This is a genomic window from Peribacillus sp. NPDC058075 (genome assembly GCF_042885195.1).
Lineage (GTDB): Bacteria > Bacillota > Bacilli > Bacillales > DSM-1321 > Peribacillus.
Genome location: NZ_JBHVSL010000001.1, coordinates 1,895,991 through 1,915,547, shown reverse-complemented (window position 1 = coordinate 1,915,547; position 19,557 = coordinate 1,895,991). Strand labels below are relative to the sequence as shown.

Below are 19,557 nucleotides of genomic sequence, written 5' to 3'. Positions count from 1 at the left end.
TTGGAAACCTATCAAAGAAAAATGAACCATAATCGGGATGAATACAGAAAATTGCGGTGGGAAAAGCATCGTCTACAAGTTACAGGGTTATTCGATGCCGTTTTTTCGAAAAAAGCGTTCGTAGATAAAGTGGCTATCGTAGGTGCAGGCAATTGCGATGATTTGGATTTAAATTATCTGGCAACTAAATGCAACTCCATCTATTTATTTGATATTGATATGGAAAGTATGGAAAAGGGCACGGCGAATTTGCCTGAACGGACCCGGGAGAAAATTCAACTTGTTGCAATCGATGTAACAGGCCTCGATAAAGTGGATTTTGAACACCACCTATCTTCCATGCTGGATCGTGGTGAAACGGCAAAGGGAATTATTCAATATTTAAAGGAAACCGAGAAGCAATTAGGTCAGCTTTCTGGAAGGGTTTTTGCTAATTATTATAATGATTTTGATATCGTGGCAATTTCCGCCATTTATACGCAACTATTTTATAATTGGGCCAAGGAACTGCTTTCTGATCATGCTAACTACTATCAGAAAAAAGACGAAGAAGAGCTGAAAAATGTAATTTTAGATTTAAGAGATGAAATCGTTCGTACAATGAATCACTCTATATCTAAATGTACCAAGCACGATGGGTTCTGTATTACATGGTCTGATATCTTAAAAATCGAACCGGAGTATATGGATACCATTAATGAAGGGCTGAATGCCATCTTTGCATTGGCCTCGAACGTGGGATATGGGGCAGCATTGATAGGGGTAAAAACGTTTATTGAAAAAGTGGATAAAAGCGAGTTAAGCCTTCGATACTGGACATGGGATTTTCATGCAAACAAACAGTATTTGACCATTGGTATGATCGGGAGATTGAATCGGGTGTAAATGGAAAAATGGCGGGATAGATAAGCATATCAGCAGCTATCTATCCTTTTTTTGATTGGTTATAGTCCCCTTATCCTTTAGGCGTGATAAAAAGGGGCTTGGCCAGCAAACCATAGGAAATAAGACATAATTATATAAAAGGTATAAAAAAACGATGAAATTTTTAACTATTTGTCTAATGATTTCACTAACTTGTGTGGATATAATGAATCTGTTGAAAACAGAATATTCCGATTAGTAGTGGCGGGGAAAGCAAAGGCAGAGGAGGTGTAATGAGGGTGGCCAATAAAGAAAGGGGTGTTTGTTTGAAAGCAGATATTGTGTTCATAAACGGCGAGGTCATAACCGTAAATCAAAAAAATGAAGTCGCAGAAGCCCTGGCAATTAAAGGTGATCGTATTTCGGCAGTCGGAACGAATCAGGAAATCAAGGTATTTATCGGAGAGGAAACAAATGTGATTGATTTGCAGGGGAAGTCATTACTTCCTGGGTTTATAGATTCTCATATTCATCTTATCTTGTACGGTGTCAATCATTGGCAGTAAGTTGTAAAGCTGAACATATCCAATCTGTAGAAGATTTGTTAATCGATCTGAAGGAGAAAGCTTTGACGACCCCTAAAGGTGAGTGGATCCGTGCCTGGGGCTTCAATGAGACTGCTGTGAAAGAAAAACGTTATCCTACAATAGCGGAATTGGATGCTATTTCAACGGATCATCCGATTATAGTAACCCGAACATGCAGCCATATTAGTGTGGTGAATGGCAGGGCGTTAGAGATTGCCGGAATAGATGAGAAATCAGAGAATCCAACTGGAGGGATCATTGAAAAAGACAGGGAGGGGAAAATTACAGGCAAACTCATTGAAACGGCAAATATGATAATGGCCGACAGAGCAAGTTACTCTGAAAGTGAACTGTTGAAAGCAGTGAAAACAGCGTCTGAGCATTTCATCGCAGCAGGTATAACAAGCATTCATGAAGCAGGTGCTCATGGTCCTGAAAGTTTCCGTTTAATGCAGCAGGCCATAAAAAATAAGGATATTCGTGTCCGTATCTATGCGATGGTCGGTTCATTGAATAATTCTCATGAATTTGTAAATAAAATGGTAGATTCGGGAGTCATAACCGGAACAGGGGACGAAAGATTCAAAATCGGACCAGCCAAATTGTTTACGGATGGCAGCAGTACCGGTCCGACAATTGCTACCCGTGCGCCCTATTCGAGTGATCCTGGTTACTCCGGAATTCTATATTATAAAGAAGAGGAAATCTATCAAGTATTAGGTCAAGCACATAAAAAAGGCTTTCAGATCACAGTCCATGCCCAAGGGGACAAAGCGATAGAGATGTATTTAAACTGCGTCGAAAAGGCATTGAATGAATCGCCAAGAAAAGATCATAGACATAGGATCGAGCATGCGGGAATATCTTCTCCAGACTTACAAATGAGGATGAAAGAACTTGGAATCATCCCAATCCCCAACCCCCCATTTCCTTTTGAATTCGGTGATATATATATTGAACATTATGGCAATAGGGTCAACCACATGTACGCTGCCCGTGATTTTATTGATAATGAAATCTTGGCTGCCGGCGGTTCCGATGCTCCCGTTACTGATCATGACCCCTTATTAGGCATACACGTTGCTGTTAATAGAACAAGCAGGTCAGGTACGAAAATAGGTACGGTTCAATCGATTAGCGTTTTGGAAGCCATTAAACTATACACATGGAATGGCGCGTTTGCGAGTTTCGATGAAGATGTCAAAGGCAGCCTGGAGGCAGGGAAGCTGGCCGATCTAGTCGTATTGAATGATAGTATATTGAAAGTGGATTCTCAAAATATCAAAGATTTGAAAGTTGAATCAACGATTCTGAATGGGGAGATTCTTTATCATAGGGAAACATTGGTAGAAATATAATCTAGCGTAACTACTCTAACTCAACTAGACCTTCACTTTCTTTATTGGGCTTAAGCGAACGTAAGCGGGATGGGGCAAGGATTAAAAAAAGGGGGATATTCGCTATGAAAAAACAAAAATTATTAATTAATGGTGAGAGACTGAGTCGTTCACTAGAGAAATTTGCTGATTTTGGACGTACAGAAAACAACGGAGTCACACGGCTATCTCTGTCCGAAGAAGATCGATTAGTCCGTGATTATTTTTGCGAATGCTGTAAAGAATTGGGTATGACCATTAAGGTTGATGATATGGGGAATATCTACGCTACTTTGGCGGGACTAGAAAACAAACCCCCTATTGTAATGGGATCACATATGGATACCGTAAAAAAGGGCGGACGGTTTGATGGTATCTTGGGTGTAGCTGGAGGCTTGGAAGTCGTGCGGACACTGGTGGAAAACAATATCCAACCTAAAATCCCGGTAATGATCGTCAATTTTACGAACGAAGAGGGAGCCAGATTCGAACCTTCCATGATGTCTTCAGGAGTTCTTTCAGGTAAATTCGACAAATCCATCATGCTGCAAAAAACGGATAGCGAAGGAACGACATTCGAAAATGCTTTGAATGCCATTGGATATGCAGGTGATAGTGAGTCTCGTTTAAAAGAAGCGACTGCATTTTTGGAGTTGCATATTGAACAAGGGCCCATTCTTGAACGGGAATCACTAACGATCGGTGTCGTAGAATGTGTCCTTGGTATGGTGTGCTATGAGATAGAAGTTACAGGCGAATCGGATCATGCAGGAACCACCCCGATGAATATGAGAAAAGATGCTTTCTTTACTGCGAATAGCTTGATTATGGAGGCTCGTCAAAAGCTAGACATGCTTGATGACGATTTGGTTTTTACGATGGGAAGGGTAAATGTGTTTCCTAATATCCATACGGTGATCCCTAATAAAGTGGTCTTTTCGCTGGAAGCGAGACATAAGGATTCCAAAGTCATCGAAAAGGTGGAGAAGGTCATTGAAAGCCTTAAAACTACAGGTTCAAAAAGCGGCGGCTGCGACATCCAAGTGAAAAAATTGTGGGACAGGGATACCGTTTGGTTCGACAAATCCATTTGCAATTTGCTGGAGCAATCGAGCAATTCATTGGACCTGCCTTATAAAAGAATGGTAAGCGGTGCAGGACATGATGCACAGTTTATAGCTAGTTATATACCGACTGCCATGGTTTTTGTCCCAAGCATCAACGGTAAAAGTCATTGTGAAGAGGAACTTACTACTTGGGAAGATTGTGAAAAAGGCGTCAATGTAATATTGGAAACGGTCCTTGCCATCCAGTCATCTTAAGACGAATATATGGTTGGTTGAATGCAGCTAATGACATTAACAAAAGGGTGCTATCAAACCATCCGTTCAGTTTGAAAGTCGGCTTGACTGATGGTGATGCATCCGTGTTAGGAACCTAAATGGGGGAGGGTATGATTTTGGATGCTATTAAGCTATTGCTTTTTGTTCCATTTATAGGGTTTTTAATTTTTTTGCCCTATGCAAATAAAATAGAACCGTACATATTGGGGATGCCTTTTTTGCTATTCTGGGTTGCATTTTGGATGGTGATGGCGTCGATTATCCTGATGATTGTCTACAAGTTCGATCCTGATAATAAAGGGAGTGATTCCGAATGAATATCTCATTACTCATCATTTCCATCTTCTTGGTTCTAGCACTTTATTTAGGGATAAAAGCAAGAAATGGGAAGGATATGGACATGGAGCAATTTGCCGTAGGGGGCAGGGGCTTCGGTACATTCTTCATATTTCTGCTGATAGCAGGTGAAATTTATACAACGTTTACATTCCTGGGCGGGAGTGGGTGGGCTTACTCGAAAGGTGCCGCTGCTTATTATGTTCCCGCCTATATTTTCTTAGCCTACGTCCTATCATATTGGCTCGTTCCTAAAATATGGAGATATTCAAAACGTCATTCCATTATCTCTCAGCCAGAGTATTTTGCGTCTAAATATAAAAGCAGGTCAATGGGAATGATCGTTGCTGTATTGGGAAGCTTAGCCCTCGTGCCGTACATAGTCATACAGCTCAAAGGATTAGGCATCATTGTTTCCGAAGCATCTTACGGAGCAATTTCACCAGTTGCTGCAAGCGTCATCGGTGCTGTAGTTGTAACTGTCTATGTAATGATTTCAGGCATTCATGGTTCGGCATGGACAGCCATATTGAAAGATTTCATGATTTTGGCCGTCGTTATCTTTTTAGGGATTTACATTCCATTTCATTATTTCGGAGGCATACAGCCGATGTTCGAGACCGTCCAGGCTGCTAAACCGGAAATGTTGGTTTTGGCAAATCAGGGATTGAGTCAGTCCTGGTTTGTGTCCACCGTTTTGCTGAATGCACTAGGGTTTTATTTGCTGCCACAAACATTCATGGTCGTTTTATCGTCAAATGGGGAAAAGACCCTTCGCAAAAATGCAATTGCGTTACCGTTATACACATTGTTACTGCTTTTCGTTTTTTTCATTGGATTTACAGCCATCATGGAAATCCCGGGTTTGCAAGGAGCAGATGGGGATCTCTCACTTTTAAGGCTTGCGATTCAAACATTCGATCCATGGGTGATAGGCGTGATCGGTGCTGCAGGTTTATTGACGGCTCTTGTACCGGCTTCAGTCATGCTAATGGCAGCATCGGTGGGTCTGACAAATAGCTTTTACAAAGTTCTCGTCCCTGCTGCGACTGAAAAACATCAATTGATTGTCTCCAGGATCATCATCATAGGTATCTCTATCATTGCTTTAATTGTAACGGTAACGGGCGGCGAGGCCTTGGCCATCATGAATATCATGTCATACAGTTTAATTACCCAGCTGGCGCCTTCCTTGTTTTGCAGTTTGCCGAAAACCAATATAATCAATAAGTATGGTGCAATGGCAGGAATATTGGCAGGCGTCCTGATTGTTTTATATGCGACAATTGCAGAGGTGAAGATGGCAACATTCCTGCCGGGTATCCCGCATGTAATTAATGATATCAGTACAGGCGTCATAGCGTTGTTGTTTAATATTCTAGTAACATTCATTGTAAGTGCACTGACTAAGCATATCTCTATGCAAGGGACCGAAATGAATGATCTGGACAAGATATCCTAATTTCTTTTACAAGACTAATGGAATAAAAAGCATGATTTGGGAGGGCTTTTGTGAAAATTAAAATAACGGCTTGTCAATTTCGTGTAGAAAAGGTAACAACTTTCAATGAATTTCAGGAACAAGTAGAAGGCTTAATCAACCAAGTTCCCGAAAACTCGGATTATATCATTTTTCCAGAACTGTTAACTATCGGGTTATCAGCGGCCTTTGGAGAAGAAGATGGTTCATCCGTTATCAGGATTGATGAATATACCAATCAATACAAAGATCTTTTCCGTTCACTTTCCAGAAAAAGAAAACAAGTCATCATTGCAGGCACGCATCTGGAACGCCGTGAAAATGAATACTTTAATATCGCATACATTTTTGACAAAGACGGATCGGTCGTTGAACATAAAAAAACGCATATTTTTCCTGCGGAAGCGAATTGGCATACCTCTGAAGGTGATGATCTGCAAGTTTACTCCGTAGGTCCGGTTAAGATAGGAATAGCGGTATGTTATGAAGCGGAGATTCCTGAAATTTCAAGGATATTATCCGTGAACGGGGCCGACATCATTTTTGCCCATCCTACACATTTACAGAGGCTGGTTTTTGGCGAGTGCGCCATTGCGCACATGCACGTGCAATCGAGAATCAGGTATATTTTGTTCATTGCCCCACTGTTGGTGAACCAGGGTCACCCCTGCCGAATGGATACGGACGCGCCAGTATACTTAGCCCCTGTGACAGCGCTTGGCCAGCAAATGGAGTAGTAGCCGAGGCGGAAATGAATGAACATACAATCATTACCGGTACGGTCGATATGGACGAGCTCTATGAGAATCGAAAAAGTGGTGCAGCAACCACTTTCAAGGATCGCAATCGCCGAAAAGACTTGTATGTGAAATATAAGCCGTATGAAGGGCTGAAGTGGATCCCGAACCATAGTCCGAATAATGATTGAGAAGGTCGAATGAATTCGTGAACGGTCGAATAAAGTGCGAGGTAGCCCGAAGAATGGCCCCTGAACCCAGTTTTATTAACAATACCTAGTATCATTCTTGATTTTTCCCGTTAGATGGGTCGAATTAGTTATAGAACTTATCTATTCTCTTGCGCAGGAATCGGTAATTGACTTAATATATGAAATATATTGTCAAATGCTGGCTATATATATTAGAATATATGTAACCATTTCATATTGTAATAATATAGATAGTCACCCTATTTATACCTGTTATGATGTCTGTAATGGCAGGAGGCACAATAAATATGTTTCAGCAGAATACAGTATATATAGTCGGTGAAGCGAAGGCGGCGTCCAATAATCCAATTACACAGCAATTCAACTGCTTTTTTATCGGGTTCGTCATTGATCGTGATACGCATGAAATAGTGGATGCTGAATGCTCGACCACGATATCGATTACATCACGCTTCATTCATTCCATGTTAGTTGGTAAATCCATTCTTAGGCATGTTGAAATGGAGAAAGAAATTGAGAAACGGTACTTTGGTTCATCCCAGAAAGCACTGACCGTCGCTCTTAGAAATGCCAGCATTAAATATCAGCAACTTTATAAGTTATAGCTGCTTCATTTGTCAGTCGCAATTGAAATCCAGCTGTTAAAGAGTGTGTACGCGCTCTTTGGCAGCTGGATTTTTTTATGTAGGGCCATGATGACTTCATTGGTGTATTTGACTAGATTTCAATATCATGAAATCCCCTAAATATAAGGAGGCTTGGAATATGATTCAAGATGGGGCGCTAATACCGGTCGGGATATTGATGGCTGTACTTGGCTTCTTCTGGGCACCTATTTTGGAATTCTTACATCATATATACTCTCAAGCTTTTAAGGAAGGGTTGTTAAAATGAAGATTGAAAGATTACAAGTATCAGTGGAAACCTTGCCACTTGTCAAGCCATTCAAGACTGCATTACGTACAGCAATGGAAATTGAAAATATTATGGTTACTGTAAAGTTAGAGGATGGAACGGAAGGCTTGGGGGCCGCAGCTCCTACGGTTGCCATCACAGGTGACTCTACAAAAGGAATCATGACGGTCATTGAAGAAGTGATTGCACCACATCTAATTGGCCGCGACATCGAGAATATCAATCTATTGTCTCAGCTGATCCAACGATCTTGTGTAGGTAACACAAGTGCAAAAGCTGCTGTTGAAATCGCTTTGTATGATGCAGTCAGCAAACGATGGCAGCTCCCTTTATATCAATATCTTGGCGGTAAATCGAATGTCCTTAAAAATGATATGACCATCAGCGTTGATGAACCTGAAGAAATGGCAAAGGCGGCATTGTCCCTCATTGATGGCGGATTTTCTACGATGAAGATAAAACTGGGAAAAGATTGGGCGAGTGATGTGGAGCGGGTTGCCTGCATTCGTGCTGCTGTTGGCGACCAGGTTATGATCAGGATTGATGCAAATCAAGGGTGGACAACAAAACAAGCGATTTCCATCATTCATGAACTCGAGGAAAGAAAGCTGAATGTTGATTTGGTGGAACAGCCCGTCATAGCCCATGATATCGAAGGGTTGAAAGAAATAAAGAGGGCTGTCCAAGTGCCGATCATGGCCGATGAAAGTTTGTTTTCCCCTCGTGACGCCATGAAACTCCTGAATGAACATGCTGTTGATCTTCTTAATATTAAATTAATGAAAACAGGCGGAATTAGACGTGCACTCCAAATTGCAGATATGGCAGAAGCAGCCGGGGTGGAATGCATGATCGGGAGCATGATGGAATCATCCGTGAGTGTATCAGCCGCGGCTCATCTGGCAACCGCCCATCCAAATATAACGAAGATTGATTTAGATGCCCCATTATGGATTAAGAATGAGCCATTTGAAGGCATTCAATTTATGAAAGATCAACTTCTAATTTCCGATAAACCTGGACTCGGAGTCAAGAGGAAATCCTCATTTACTCAATAAAAACAAATTCGAAAGGGTGATTATTTTGAAAAGGTTAACCGTTTTTGTGCTATCTATATTTGCTATTGGTATTTTAGTATTCTGTCCCAATGAAGCTAGTTCAAGAGAGAAGCAGAGTATTGCCTATGTGGATGTAAGCGTGGCTACTCTTTGGACAGAGCCGGGATTATTAAGGGAAATCGATGCTCCTTCTGCATCGAATCCCGTTGATTTGTATGCATGGATCGGCTCAATGAAATATGAAGACAAGCTGTGGCTTGTAGGTAACCTGGAAACACAAGCATTATACGGTTCTAAAGTGACGATATTAGAAGATCGAGGTGAATGGGTGAAAGTAGCCGTTGCCAATCAACCGACACCCCGCAATGAAATTGGTTATCCAGGATGGATGCCAAAGGCACAATTAAAAGACGGAAATTCTTTTGAGAATCAATTTAAACGAGGATTTGCCCTTGTAAATGCCCCAAAGGCTTGGCTTTATTCGGATTCGAAACTTCGGTCCAAATTCATGGAGATCAGCTTCGATACCCGCCTCCCGTTATTGCAGGTAAAAAAAGATAAAGTGAAGGTGATGACACCGAATAATGGAGCAAAATGGATAGAAAAGCAGGAAGTATCAGTCTATCAAAATGACAAACAATTATCTGCTCCTACCGGTAAGGACATCGTTGAATCAGGTAAAGAGTTTTTAGGGCTTCCTTACCTATGGGCTGGAATGTCCGGATTTGGATTTGACTGTTCTGGATTTACCTATACCATGTATCATGCGAATGGAATAACGATCCCAAGAGACTCTTCCATTCAGGCGCAACATGGTGAAAAGGTGGAACAAGAAAATCTTCAACAAGGTGACTTACTATTTTTTGCCTATGAGAAAGGGAAAGGAAAGGTCCATCATGTCGGAATGTATATCGGTGACGGAAAAATGATCCATTCGCCTAACAGTTCAACACATGTAAGGATAGATGAAATAAAAACATCGGGATACGGAGAGGAATATGCCGGAGCAAGAAGATATATTGATTAACAAAAGTCTTAAGAGCCAAGTGCTCTTAAGACTTTTTTCGTATTTGAACGAGCCCTTTCTATCATTCTATCGGATGTAAAAATAAAGCCCCGATGTCCTTGGAATGAACATACATCGGAAAAATCGTTTATTCCTAATAAGCGGCATATATAATAACTTGAATGTTCTGTTTCCATAGACTAACTATTTACGTATATTAACCAGGAAAAATATGGTATAATTAATTACAGATTTTTCTTTATATTATAAATGTGAGGGGTTGCCAATGATGATCGCTTTTCCAAAACCTGATGTTGAGCAATTTTTACGAACTTTTTCCATTGCTGATTTTGCCGTAAGTCCAGATGAAAAACATCTGGTTTTCAGTACCAATTTGAGCGGTAAGTATAATTTATGGGGAATGGATTTGCCCAACTCCTTTCCTTATCCGCTTACATCCATTGATCAAAGCTGCCAAGCACTGATATATGATAAAAAGAGCCGGTTCATAATTGCTGGTTTCGACCAAGACGGTAATGAAAATACCCAGTTTTACGGGGTTCCTTTGAATGGCGGGACAATGAAGGAAATCGTTCATCATGAAAATACACGTAATTTCATGCCGAAATTATCCAATGACAGTAAAAAGCTTTATTACACGACATCCAGAGGAAATGCTTCCTTTCTAAATGCCTATTGTTTAGATTTAGAATCAGGACAGGAAAAGCTGGTATTGGAGGGGAAGGATGCAGCGACCTATTTATTTGGCTTCAGCCCTGATGAAGAAACCTTACTTTACTATAAACACTTTTCCAATACAAATACCCTTCTCTATGCAAAAAAAGGGAACGAAGATATCCTGCTCACTCCGCCCACTGAGAAACAGCACACAGTGAATGATGGTGTTTTTGTTTCGGATTCGATGATATATGTATTGACTGATTATGATTCGGACTTTACCTATTTGGCTTCATACAATCTTGAAACAAACAAATTCTGTAAAGTTAAAGAATTGGAGAATGAGAGTTTTACTGCCATTAATTATAGTAAAGAGAATCAACTTTTATATATAACCAGTCAAAAGGGTGTAGAGGATCAATTATATGAATTCAATCTGCAAAATGAAAATTGGAGAAACATCCCGGTGCCATGCAGCGTCATTAATAAGCTTGAGATTGCTGCATCAGGTACGCTTTACTTGTTTGGCATGGGCGCAACAAAGCCTCATAATATCTATAAAAATACAGGTGATGAGTGGGTATCATTAACTAAATATACTGTTCCTGGCGTCGATTCCGATGCATTGGTTGAACCCGAAATCATTACATACACTTCCTTTGATGGCCTGGAAATCGAGTCGTTATTATTTAGGGCAAAAAAGGAAAATGACAATGGGGAAGTCATTTTTTGGCCTCATGGAGGACCTCAAGCGGCAGAACGGAAATCCTTCAGAGCTTCATTTCAATTTTTCCTGAATCACGGTTACAGTATTTTTGCACCAAACTTCCGCGGATCTACTGGTTATGGTTTGGAATTCACGAAAATGGTAGAGGGAGATTGGGGAAATGGGCCACGACTTGATAATGTAGCCGGCCTTGATTGGCTAATAGACCAAGGACATGCACAAAAAGGTAATATCCTATTGATGGGCGGAAGCTTCGGAGGGTATATGGCACTTCTGCTGCACGGACGACATGCCGAATATTTTAAGGCAGTTGTCGATATTTTCGGTCCATCCAACCTCTTCTCATTTATCAATTCCGTTCCAGAAGACTGGAAGCCAATCATGGATCAGTGGGTAGGAAATCCGGAAAAAGATAAAGAAAAACTAATCGAGTATTCGCCTATCACCTATTTGGAATCGATGATAAAGCCAATGCTTGTCATTCAAGGAGCAAACGATCCCCGTGTCGTCAAAGAGGAATCAGATCAAATCGTTCAAGCCTTGAAGGATAAAGGAAGAGACGTCGATTATATGCTTCTTGAAGATGAGGGACATGGATTTTCCAAAAAAGAAAATGAAATTGCCGTCTACCAAAAAATACTTTCATTCTTAAAACGATTCACAGCAGTAACTGAGAAGGTATAATAATCAAGCATCTAAATACCTCAATTATTTGAATTAGAAACCCTGCCACTCACGTTCAAAGTGATGAAGCAGGGTTTTTCATGTTGTAAAACTGGATATTTATTTGTTCGGTGGTTTGGGGTGTAAGTAAATAGGGGATTTAAAATTCAGAATTCCCTGAATAAACTCTGGTCACCTAGTCATAAAGTGCTATATAATATACGGAAAAACTATTTTTTGTTAAACGGAGTTGATTCGCATTGCCACGGGAGTTATTGTTATACATACTCGTAGTTATAATAGCAGGTGCTTCAAGCCTATTCCTGTGTTTATTTGCACAGTTAAAGATCAAGGATGCACCTGGAGCAAAACCCTATATTCTCGTGACATTATTGTCTTCCATCTTTACTTTTTCTTATGCTTTCGAACTTTCCAGTACATCGTTAGAACAAATCATATTCTGGTTAAGGATCGAGTACTTGGCATTACCGTTCATCCCCGTATTCCTTTTGTTGATGTGCATGGAATATGTAGGTCAGAGAATGAAGAAGGTCTGGCAATATGCACTCTTCATCATACCGTTCATCACCATATTCATGCATTATACAAATGACCTTCATCACTTATATTACAAATCAATGGAATTGAGAAGCGATAGTCCTTTTCCAATAATTAAACTGGTGGGCGGCCCTTGGTTTTACGTACACTCCCTGTTTCTTTTTTTGTGTGTGATGATAAGTATAATAATATTGCTTAAACAGGTGAAAAAATCTTCATCCAGATTCAGGATGCAAATATCAATGATGGTGGCAGGTCTTCTTATTCCTATAATAGCAAATTACTATTATATAAATGGATTAAGCTCATATGGTATCGATGTTGGTCCTGTATCCATGAGTATCACATTTATCTTTCATGGTGCGGCACTTTTGACTTTTCAAATGTTCAATGTAGCCCCGATCGCTCGGGAAACCGTCTTTGAAAGTATGAAAGAGGGAGTCATCGTTTTATATCAACAAGGGTTGATTGTCGACTATAACCATGGAATGCATAAAGTCATGCCAATGTTGGATGAACATTCCATAGGTAAATCAATGACAAGTGTGCTAAATGGGAATCAACATCTTTGGGGAATAATCGACCTTAAACAAGACATGGACTTTAATTGCAGCATAAAAGGGGTACATTACCGTATTGGTTTTTCACCCGTGTTCAATAAAAACAACCTGCCTATCGGACAGATCATTACCTTCGCAGATGTAACTGAAAGAGTGCTCATGCTGGAAAAGATGAAGCAACTTGCCAGCTTGGACGGATTAACCCAAATATTGAATAGAACATTTTTTATCAAAAATCAGATATGTTATTGGATGCGCTAAGCATGGAAGGCGGCAATGTTTCAGTCATCATGTTTGATATCGATCATTTCAAAAATGTAAATGATACTTTTGGACATGAAGCAGGGGATGCGCTCATAACGCTTGTGGCGAATGCTGCAAAGGAACACATTCGGGATGGAGATCTATTGGGGCGCTATGGCGGTGAAGAATTTATCATCTGTTTGCCGAATACCGCTTTACCCGCTGCATATAAGTTGGCAATAATGATAAAGGAAAAGGTTTCTGAAAGTATTGCAGTGATTAATGAAGAAAAAATTTCCGTTACCTGCAGTTTTGGAGTGACCCATGCATTAATTGAAGCCGGTGACCGAAGCATTTCCATCAAAACATTGATGCCACGGGCCGACCAAGCCTTATATGCCGCAAAGAAGAATGGCCGAAATTGTGTACAGGTCATCGCCTAGATTAAGACTATTCACTTAAACCTTGAACTTGTTCTAGGTTTTTTTCATTGTGTTCAAGATTAATCCGTGTAAAAGAACTGAATCTTTATGAAACGAGAGCATTACTTTTTACTTGCTCTGTATACTCTATATCCGAGGCTGTTTCCGTAAGATAAAATGAGGCGGTAATGTTCGGCCATGACTCGTTCCAAGGATTGATTAACGGGCTGAACGAAGGTATTTGATGCAGAGGAATTCATTAATTCCTCTAAGACGGTACTTGATCTCAAGATTTTAAAATCTGTAAATCCGTTTTGTTTGAAGGCCTTTAACCATTCGGATTGCGTCAATAATTCGCTTAAATGATAAAAGTCCATGATTTCTTTTTTTGAGGCAGGATCAAGGCTGGTTTCTGCTGTCATATCAATGGATAACAAAGTTCCTTCTAGTTTAAGGACCCTGTAAAATTCTCGGAGTGATTTTTTTATATCCGTGAATGCAGTCGCTGATTCGGCTATGATAAAATCAAAAGAATTATTGTCAAAAGGCAGTTCTTCTATTGAAGACTTATAGAGGTCAATGCTTAAGTTAGCTTTTTGGAATCTTTTTTTTGCATGTTTCACCATCTCAGGGTGATGATCAAGCGCGGATACTTGGCAATGAAACGTTTTTGCCAAGTAAGATGAGGTTTGCCCTGTCCCGCATCCGGCATCAAGGATTATTGACGTATGATCGATTTGTTCATTTTCCAAGAGCTGTTTAGTCAGTCCAAATCCACCAGGGTGTGCCCCTTCAAGTCCAAGTATGGCTAGTGCGTCTTGGTATGAGTGGTTCATGGCATAATCTCCTTTGGTACATGTATAAATACATTTTATGCTTTGGTAAGGAAAATGGGAAAGACGTTTAAAGGATTGGTGGGTATTTAATCCATGCATGCTCGGCCCCGAATGCATACGATGTAAAATCGACTGACAAGGGGAGTGCAAAAAATGGGATATCATAATTATTATCATAAATGCAGGCAAGGTGTGGGAAGACCGGTTGAAATTCGTACAAGCAGAGGAACCGTACATCGGGGAATCATACACCGGGTTACACCGAACCGTGTATATATTCGTCCATTTGACGGTGGGAGAAACTTTGGGGGTTTTGGTTATGGAGGTTTTAATGCAGGATATGGTTGGGGTGCCGCAAATGGATTTGCCTTTGGTGCCATTGCATCTTTAGTTTTTCTCGCATTTCTCTGGTAAACGAATGAAGAAATAATAAAAAACCTGAAAAATTATCAGGTTTTTTATTTTGTCCCCATTGGAATCCTCCAAAGAAACTGGTAATAAGTATGAAAAGATGTGCAATTAAGATACATATAAGGACGGGGTTTTTTTGGAGATTCACTTTTTTCTGGGTCCATCATGAATACAACAGCTGATTTCTCTGTTTTCCTCCTGTAATGCGTTACTAAAACTGTGAAGCCTTGAATGAAGTTTGCTTTCTGAAGTTAAAAAGACCTGGCAAGGCGGAATCCTAGGTCGTCTATGCAAAATGTAGGATGGCTGCGCCGGCGACATGAAGCTCCACAACCCCTGGCATCCTCAGCCCAGCTACCTCCTCGAAAAATACGGTAGGTGCCGTACACTTGTTCATCATATAAGTCCCAGCACCATTCCCAAACATTTCCTAACATATCATGCAGCCCCCATGGATTCGGTTCCTTGGTTCCTACTTCATGAATCATGCCCCCTGAATTTTCGTTATACCAGGCAATCTTATTCAGTTCTCCATATCTATAACCAGCAGTCCCGGCTTTACATGCATATTGCCACTCTGCTTCTGAAGGAAGTCGAAAACCGCTTGATTCCCAATCACAAACCATGTTTTCCCCGTTTTTAGAATAACACTCTCCCAGTCCAGCTTTCCGTGAAAGTAGATTACAAAAAGAAATTGCATCATTCCAAGAAACATTCACAACAGGTTTTAGATCCCGATCAAAAGAATTAGGTGATTTATTTGTAATGGCATAGTAGAAATCCGTAGTAACAGGATTACGGCCAAGAAGGAACGGCCTTATTTCAGCTTTCCATTTACTTTTAATTCTATCGTCCCTTAATTCTATTTCTCCTCCTGGAATTTTCTCCAATGGATAGTCAATGTAACTCATTATTTCCTTTGACAATCTACCTTCCTCCTACCGACCTTCATTCCAGAACGATTAAATCAATATAAATAAATATAAGGTTGGTTTAAATTTGTATTAAAATGACTGTTTTGTAAGCGACTCAAAGAACCCATTAATTAGTTGGTGTGTGAGTAATCTGAGGGTATAGGATCAAGTTAAGGCTTCATTACGCCCCATATAATTTATATTAATATGTTTGTAGGTTTAGGAATACAAATTATAAGTGAGTTTCTTATACTTTAAATTATGGGGGGAGAAAATGAACGAGTTTTTGGAGAAAACCGCAAGATTCGAGCATCGGTTTTGGCTGCAAATCTTAGGAGACCATGCCAGGTTCATCCATGAGTCTTTAGCTCCGGTTGAAGTGGAAAACATTGAAATTGCCTCTGAATTCATTCAAATTTTTGATGCTCTCCTTGGTCAAGCCAATTCGGAAGAAATTTCGCAACTTACTGCCATCGCAGAAGAAGAGACAATAAGATTTCGAGAGTTTAAGCTAAGCCTAATTAAAGAACATCTGGCAGGTAAAATAAAAATACATCTTTCGCCCTCATTCCTTAATCATATGGTGAATGAATTAGAAGAATATTTAAGAATATTGAAATACTTCAATTCAGATCAAATGCCGCCGGTTTTTCATGAGGTTCATCATCATTTAGTTTGGCTGTTAGATGCAGCAGGACATGCAGGCGCAATATCATCCAATATGGATGACGTTGAAAAAAGGTTAAAAGAGAAGAGTGACCAATATAAAAAACACTTTAATGATTTTTATTTAAAAGCTGTTGAAATGGCTGGATTTTTACGAACCAATCTGTCAACTTTCCCAGCATTGGAAAAAATGAATGCGGACGTCACATTGGAAATTAAATTCTTCCAGCACTTCCTGCTTGAATTGGAGGAGCTTGAGCTTAGTGCGCAGGCTCTTGGAACGTTTTCGCCATTAATGGCTGATCATATGTGGCGTGAAGAATGTTATTATTTAACGAAACTCGCTGAATCGACAGACACGGAAAAGCCAGACTGCGATCCAGCGAAACCGAGGCTAGTTGATTAAAAAGTACACATGGAGCCCTTAATATAAAAGGGGCTCTAGATCTGTTGCATTTTTAACCCTAAAATCTGTAGGGTATGTATAACTCTTCGAACCAGGCGATTGGACTTTAAGTCTTTTTGATGTAATTTTTAAAGGAAGTTAATTCCTTTCCTTATGTTATACTAAAAAAACCACAATTAATTATAGAAGTATAGGAGTGCTGAAAGATGTTTGGAAATACTTCCACTTTGACAGATGGCATTTATTTTGGAGAATCGTTACCACAACAAATCGCAAAACACATTTTAAAAAAAATCATTGAAGGTGAAATAGAAGCTGGAGAGAAAATCGTCGAAGAAGACGTTTCCAAAGAATTGAATACTAGCCGTGCACCAGTACGCGAAGCCCTTTATCTATTGCAGGTTGACGGTATAGTTGAGAGAATACCGAGGCGGGGAACGATCGTCAAGCCATTTTCACAAAAGGAAATCATTGAATATAATGATGTTACGATCGGACTGATCCAGATGTGCATTGAATTTTCCCAAGGGAAATGGCACACAGAAAATAAGCAATCATTACGAAAGCATTTAGAAACTGCATCAGATGAGTGTGAAAAAGGTAATGTTATCGAGTATCAAAAAAGGGCAACACAGATATTTCGATATATTTTTTCAATCGCTAATAACAAAGCATTATCAAGATTTTTTGAAGAAGCCAGTCATATTCTCATGGTTTTTGCCCAAAGTCAATGGAATACGGAAACGATGGAAAGTTTCCATTTTAGATTAAAAATGTCTATTGAGGCCATTTTAGAAGATGATTTAGTTAAAGCAAAAAATGAAATTCATGAAGCCTTGAATCGTGGAGTGATGTAGAGTCAGTCTTTGGCTCTAAACTTAATTGTCGACAATCGACAAAAACAATGTTATGATGTAATCGTATTCAAACAAGAATATCATCACCAAGAACAAAGGGAGAAAGGGAGAATATTATGCAAGCATTTGATTTTACAGAAAAAGTGGCAATTGTTACCGGTGGCGGCGGGGGTATCGGCCGGGCAGCGTCTATTACACTTTCAGAAAATGGAGCCAAAGTGGTTGTTGTAGATCTTTCCGAAGAGGCTGGCATGTTAACGGTAAATGAAATTAAAGAAAAAGGCGGCGAAGCGAAATTCGTTAAAGCCGATGTTACAAAGGAAGACGATATAAAAAATTATGTTCACAAAACGATAGATTTCTATGGGAAAATCGATATTTTCTTGAATAATGCAGGGTGGGAAGGCAAAATCATGCCGCTTATCGACTATCCTGCAGAGGTTTTCGATCAATTAATGTCAATAAATGTACGCGGTGTTTTCTTGGGCATGAAACATGTATTGCCCCATATGATTGAACAAAAAAGCGGGGCGGTCGTGAATACAGCTTCTGGAGCTGGTTTACTGGCAACGCCAAACATGGTGGCGTATGGCGCTAGTAAACATGCGGTTCTAGGAATGACGAAAACTGCTGGTGTCGAAGTTGCTCCACATGGTGTCCGGGTGAATGCCGTCTGCCCAGGTGTCGTCAACACGGCTATGATGCGGTCGATTGAAAGCGGATTTGGTCAAGGTGATTCCGCGGCAGCTGAAGCGGCTAGAAAACAGTTGGAAGCAACGACTCCGGATGGCCGGTATGCTGAGCCGCAGGAAATTGCAAATCTAATGATGTACTTAGTATCCGATCTTTCCAGCCACATTACGGGTCAAGAACTTGTAATCGACGGAGGGGCGATTTTAATCTGATAAGCAACTAACTTAGTTAAAGGGGGACGAATACATGAGTTTAAAAGGAAATGTCATAATAATTACAGGAGCAGGCAGCGGAATTGGAAAGGAAACGGCATATAAATTAGCTGGCCAGGGAGCTATCGTCGTAGCGGCAGATTACAATGATGTTGCCGCTAAAGAAACGGCTGAAGCTATTCAACAAAAGGGTGGAACAGCATCTTTCGTGAAAGTGGATGTAGCTAAAGCGGAAGAAGTGGAAGCGATGGTCGAAGCCGCAATTGCCAATCATGGCACCATCAATGGCATTTTCAACAACGCTGGAATTGGACTAGTAAAACCATTTTTGGAGATGGATCCAGAATCATACCACAGAGTAGTTGATGTAGACCAACACGGCGTTTATTATGGCATGTATTATGCAGCAAGGAAGATGGTCGAGCTTGGTGTTACAGGCGCAACGATCGTAAATACAGCTTCAATATATGGCACGATGGTTTCTATTGGCAGCTTTAATTACCATGCTGCAAAAGCGGCAGTCATCGCGATGACTAAATCCGGTGCAATTGAACTTGCGCAATATGGGATTCGTGTTGTCGGTGTTGCACCAGGTTTTATCGAAACGCCAATCATTGGTGAAGATCAAGAGTTCCTAGACAGTTTGGCACAACTTCATATGAGGAAAAAATTGATTCAGCCAGAAAAAGTTGCTGAAGTTGTAACGTTCTTGTTCTCTGAAAAAGCGGATGCCATAAATGGACAAGTCATTCCTGTTGATGATGGATTCTTAAGCTTTAAGGGCTAATCAATATAAT

General features: G+C 40.3%; 20 protein-coding genes and 1 pseudogene. 19 read left to right on the top strand and 2 right to left on the bottom strand.

Going from position 1 to position 19,557, the window contains the following annotated elements:
- The 14 genes and pseudogenes from ACFVS1_RS09505 (at position 1) to ACFVS1_RS09440 (ending at position 13,786) form a co-directional block, all read left to right on the top strand.
- Positions 1-885, top strand: coding sequence for a hypothetical protein (locus tag ACFVS1_RS09505; protein WP_387546738.1), 885 nt, complete (start codon positions 1-3; stop codon positions 883-885).
- 305 nt (positions 886-1,190) lie between these two features.
- Positions 1,191-2,809: pseudogene (locus ACFVS1_RS09500) on the top strand (amidohydrolase).
- Between the two features lie 104 nt (positions 2,810-2,913).
- On the top strand, positions 2,914-4,149 hold the full coding sequence (locus ACFVS1_RS09495) for a Zn-dependent hydrolase (protein ID WP_387546735.1): 1,236 nt from the start codon (positions 2,914-2,916) through the stop codon (positions 4,147-4,149).
- Positions 4,150-4,286: 137 nt separating this feature from the next.
- Positions 4,287-4,487: a DUF3311 domain-containing protein gene (locus tag ACFVS1_RS09490; RefSeq protein WP_352923622.1), complete on the top strand. Its 201-nt coding sequence runs from the start codon at positions 4,287-4,289 to the stop codon at positions 4,485-4,487.
- Positions 4,484-5,968 carry a sodium:solute symporter family protein gene (locus ACFVS1_RS09485; protein ID WP_387546732.1) on the top strand — a complete coding sequence of 495 codons (1,485 nt, stop codon included), beginning with the start codon at positions 4,484-4,486 and terminating at the stop codon, positions 5,966-5,968. The genes ACFVS1_RS09490 and ACFVS1_RS09485 overlap by 4 nt, the downstream gene beginning before the upstream one ends.
- Before the next feature lie 50 nt (positions 5,969-6,018).
- The gene (locus tag ACFVS1_RS09480; RefSeq protein ID WP_387546729.1) at positions 6,019-6,723 is read left to right on the top strand and encodes a nitrilase-related carbon-nitrogen hydrolase; all 705 of its coding nucleotides are present in this window, start codon (positions 6,019-6,021) and stop codon (positions 6,721-6,723) included.
- Positions 6,724-6,737: 14 nt separating this feature from the next.
- A complete protein-coding gene (locus tag ACFVS1_RS09475) occupies positions 6,738-6,914 on the top strand; it encodes a hypothetical protein (protein WP_387546727.1) in 177 nt (58 codons plus the stop codon).
- A gap of 308 nt (positions 6,915-7,222) precedes the next feature.
- Positions 7,223-7,540, top strand: coding sequence for a DUF3870 domain-containing protein (locus tag ACFVS1_RS09470; RefSeq protein ID WP_387546725.1), 318 nt, complete (start codon positions 7,223-7,225; stop codon positions 7,538-7,540).
- Positions 7,541-7,700: 160 nt separating this feature from the next.
- Complete coding sequence (locus tag ACFVS1_RS09465) at positions 7,701-7,829, top strand: hypothetical protein (protein WP_352923613.1); 129 nt, start codon at positions 7,701-7,703, stop codon at positions 7,827-7,829.
- A complete protein-coding gene (locus ACFVS1_RS09460) occupies positions 7,826-8,908 on the top strand; it encodes a dipeptide epimerase (RefSeq protein WP_387546722.1) in 1,083 nt (360 codons plus the stop codon). Before ACFVS1_RS09465 ends, ACFVS1_RS09460 begins: the two co-directional genes overlap by 4 nt.
- A gap of 25 nt (positions 8,909-8,933) precedes the next feature.
- Positions 8,934-9,935, top strand: coding sequence for a C40 family peptidase (locus tag ACFVS1_RS09455; protein ID WP_387546720.1), 1,002 nt, complete (start codon positions 8,934-8,936; stop codon positions 9,933-9,935).
- A gap of 268 nt (positions 9,936-10,203) precedes the next feature.
- Positions 10,204-12,003: a S9 family peptidase gene (locus tag ACFVS1_RS09450; protein ID WP_387549271.1), complete on the top strand. Its 1,800-nt coding sequence runs from the start codon at positions 10,204-10,206 to the stop codon at positions 12,001-12,003.
- A 239-nt stretch (positions 12,004-12,242) separates the two neighbouring features.
- Positions 12,243-13,361 (top strand): histidine kinase N-terminal 7TM domain-containing protein, encoded by a 1,119-nt coding sequence (locus ACFVS1_RS09445; protein WP_387546718.1) that lies wholly within the window; start codon positions 12,243-12,245, stop codon positions 13,359-13,361.
- Positions 13,362-13,363: 2 nt separating this feature from the next.
- Complete coding sequence (locus ACFVS1_RS09440) at positions 13,364-13,786, top strand: GGDEF domain-containing protein (protein ID WP_387546716.1); 423 nt, start codon at positions 13,364-13,366, stop codon at positions 13,784-13,786.
- Positions 13,787-13,887: 101 nt separating this feature from the next.
- On the opposite strand, the gene ACFVS1_RS09435 is transcribed toward ACFVS1_RS09440, so the two are convergent.
- Positions 13,888-14,601, bottom strand: a complete 714-nt coding sequence (locus ACFVS1_RS09435; protein WP_387546713.1) for a class I SAM-dependent methyltransferase — start codon at positions 14,599-14,601, stop codon at positions 13,888-13,890.
- A 153-nt stretch (positions 14,602-14,754) separates the two neighbouring features.
- Here ACFVS1_RS09435 and ACFVS1_RS09430 point away from each other — a divergent pair, with 153 nt between their 5' ends.
- The gene (locus ACFVS1_RS09430) at positions 14,755-15,015 is read left to right on the top strand and encodes a hypothetical protein (protein ID WP_352923603.1); all 261 of its coding nucleotides are present in this window, start codon (positions 14,755-14,757) and stop codon (positions 15,013-15,015) included.
- Between the two features lie 248 nt (positions 15,016-15,263).
- On the opposite strand, the gene ACFVS1_RS09425 is transcribed toward ACFVS1_RS09430, so the two are convergent.
- Positions 15,264-15,923, bottom strand: coding sequence for a formylglycine-generating enzyme family protein (locus ACFVS1_RS09425; RefSeq protein ID WP_387549269.1), 660 nt, complete (start codon positions 15,921-15,923; stop codon positions 15,264-15,266).
- 277 nt (positions 15,924-16,200) lie between these two features.
- Here ACFVS1_RS09425 and ACFVS1_RS09420 point away from each other — a divergent pair, with 277 nt between their 5' ends.
- The 4 genes from ACFVS1_RS09420 (at position 16,201) to ACFVS1_RS09405 (ending at position 19,547) form a co-directional block, all read left to right on the top strand.
- Positions 16,201-16,998 (top strand): DUF2935 domain-containing protein, encoded by a 798-nt coding sequence (locus ACFVS1_RS09420; protein ID WP_352923601.1) that lies wholly within the window; start codon positions 16,201-16,203, stop codon positions 16,996-16,998.
- 206 nt (positions 16,999-17,204) lie between these two features.
- Complete coding sequence (locus ACFVS1_RS09415) at positions 17,205-17,855, top strand: GntR family transcriptional regulator (RefSeq protein WP_352923600.1); 651 nt, start codon at positions 17,205-17,207, stop codon at positions 17,853-17,855.
- 116 nt (positions 17,856-17,971) lie between these two features.
- Complete coding sequence (locus ACFVS1_RS09410) at positions 17,972-18,760, top strand: SDR family NAD(P)-dependent oxidoreductase (protein WP_387546709.1); 789 nt, start codon at positions 17,972-17,974, stop codon at positions 18,758-18,760.
- 34 nt (positions 18,761-18,794) lie between these two features.
- A complete protein-coding gene (locus ACFVS1_RS09405) occupies positions 18,795-19,547 on the top strand; it encodes an SDR family NAD(P)-dependent oxidoreductase (protein ID WP_387546706.1) in 753 nt (250 codons plus the stop codon).
- The last annotated feature ends 10 nt before the right edge of the window (positions 19,548-19,557 follow it).

Bases quoted from the DNA above. Each gene is read 5' to 3' on its own strand.
- ACFVS1_RS09495 (WP_387546735.1), top strand. From the start codon at position 2,914: ATGAAAAAACAAAAATTATTAATTAATGGTGAGAGACTGAGTCGTTCA.
- ACFVS1_RS09485 (WP_387546732.1), top strand. From the start codon at position 4,484: ATGAATATCTCATTACTCATCATTTCCATCTTCTTGGTTCTAGCACTT.
- ACFVS1_RS09475 (WP_387546727.1), top strand. From the start codon at position 6,738: ATGAATGAACATACAATCATTACCGGTACGGTCGATATGGACGAGCTC.
- ACFVS1_RS09470 (WP_387546725.1), top strand. From the start codon at position 7,223: ATGTTTCAGCAGAATACAGTATATATAGTCGGTGAAGCGAAGGCGGCG.
- ACFVS1_RS09465 (WP_352923613.1), top strand. From the start codon at position 7,701: ATGATTCAAGATGGGGCGCTAATACCGGTCGGGATATTGATGGCTGTA.
- ACFVS1_RS09460 (WP_387546722.1), top strand. From the start codon at position 7,826: ATGAAGATTGAAAGATTACAAGTATCAGTGGAAACCTTGCCACTTGTC.
- ACFVS1_RS09450 (WP_387549271.1), top strand. From the start codon at position 10,204: ATGATCGCTTTTCCAAAACCTGATGTTGAGCAATTTTTACGAACTTTT.
- ACFVS1_RS09440 (WP_387546716.1), top strand. From the start codon at position 13,364: ATGGAAGGCGGCAATGTTTCAGTCATCATGTTTGATATCGATCATTTC.
- ACFVS1_RS09435 (WP_387546713.1), bottom strand. From the start codon at position 14,601: ATGAACCACTCATACCAAGACGCACTAGCCATACTTGGACTTGAAGGG.
- ACFVS1_RS09430 (WP_352923603.1), top strand. From the start codon at position 14,755: ATGGGATATCATAATTATTATCATAAATGCAGGCAAGGTGTGGGAAGA.
- ACFVS1_RS09425 (WP_387549269.1), bottom strand. From the start codon at position 15,923: ATGAGTTACATTGACTATCCATTGGAGAAAATTCCAGGAGGAGAAATA.
- ACFVS1_RS09420 (WP_352923601.1), top strand. From the start codon at position 16,201: ATGAACGAGTTTTTGGAGAAAACCGCAAGATTCGAGCATCGGTTTTGG.
- ACFVS1_RS09415 (WP_352923600.1), top strand. From the start codon at position 17,205: ATGTTTGGAAATACTTCCACTTTGACAGATGGCATTTATTTTGGAGAA.
- ACFVS1_RS09410 (WP_387546709.1), top strand. From the start codon at position 17,972: ATGCAAGCATTTGATTTTACAGAAAAAGTGGCAATTGTTACCGGTGGC.
- ACFVS1_RS09405 (WP_387546706.1), top strand. From the start codon at position 18,795: ATGAGTTTAAAAGGAAATGTCATAATAATTACAGGAGCAGGCAGCGGA.